The sequence below is a fragment of the Streptomyces silaceus genome, assembly GCF_001419745.1.
Classification (GTDB): domain Bacteria; phylum Actinomycetota; class Actinomycetes; order Streptomycetales; family Streptomycetaceae; genus Streptomyces; species Streptomyces silaceus.
This window is the reverse complement of the sequence record NZ_LIRJ01000683.1, coordinates 1-1008: the sequence shown is the minus strand read 5'-3', so window position 1 is coordinate 1008 and position 1008 is coordinate 1. Positions and strand designations below refer to the sequence as shown.

The following is a 1008-nucleotide window of genomic DNA, read 5'->3' as shown; positions in this document are numbered from 1 at the left end:
GGGGTGGGCGGCGAGCCGTGGGTCGACGGTGACCTCGCGGACGCCGAGCGGCGCGGTGAGGGCCCGCAGCGCCGGTTCGGAGAGCCTGATCCACTCCTGCCGGGAGCCGAGGGCCGCGCTCAGGCGTTGCGGGGTGGTGAAGGCGACGGCGGTGCGGCCGCCGACGGGTGTGCGGAACAGGCGGGCCACGCAGCCCGCGGGTCCCGGCCGGACGGGCACGAACAGGGGCCCGGCCGGGCCGGGTTCACAGGGCTCGGGGTCCTCGCCGCACGGGAGCTCTGCCATGGGGTTCCTCCAAGGAAGCCGGAAGGGGAGGCCGCATCCTGCGGCACTCCGTGACGTTATGCCCGGCACGCAGGGTCAACCGACCCTCCATGACGCGACGTTGACGCACCGGCGCCCCGCTCTGACGCGATACTGGCGCTCCGTCCGTCCGCCCATCAGGACCGCGTCAAGGCAGCCGACGCGCTCTTGAGCGGCCGCGTACGGCTGAGTTGGACGGCGGGCGCGGCGGGCACCCGGCGAGTGTGGCGGTCCGTCCCGCGCTCCCGGACCGGCCGGACGGCCGCACCTCGATTCACCCGAATGCCTCATTCCAGAAGCGCTCGTGATCACCCGGGTCCCGCGCGCGATGATCCGGCCCCCGAGGAGCCCACGATGATCCCGCTGTCCTCGCACCGCCTGCCCGCCCTGCCCCACTGGTTCACGCCCGGGACGCCCGGTCCCGCCGCCCTGCCCGAGCACGTCGCCACCAGCGGAGTCGGCGGCTGGTGGGCCGACAGCGCGCGGGAGCCACGGGCCGTGGCGGTGGCGTGCGCCGGCCATGTGCTGCTGCGCGGCGACCCCCGCTCGGTCAGACCCGGCCTGCTCGCCCCCTTCGCCCAGAGCCACGTCGAGACGTCGGCCCGGTTCCTGCCGGTGCTCGGCGCCGCCTTCGACCGGCTGGTCCCGGCCGAACGCATGGTGTACGTGCACCGCGAGCCGGTGGATCCGCCGCGCCTGAAGCGG

Annotated in this window: 1 protein-coding gene and 1 pseudogene; one reads left to right on the top strand and one right to left on the bottom strand. The window is 75.5% G+C overall.

Going from position 1 to position 1008, the window contains the following annotated elements; genetic code table 11:
- A partial coding sequence (locus tag AOK22_RS38635; RefSeq protein WP_055703293.1) for an SAV_915 family protein occupies positions 1-285 on the bottom strand: 285 nt, incomplete at its 3' end.
- Positions 286-657: 372 nt separating this feature from the next.
- Here AOK22_RS38635 and AOK22_RS38630 point away from each other — a divergent pair.
- Positions 658-1008: pseudogene (locus AOK22_RS38630) on the top strand (GNAT family N-acetyltransferase); the annotation flags it as partial.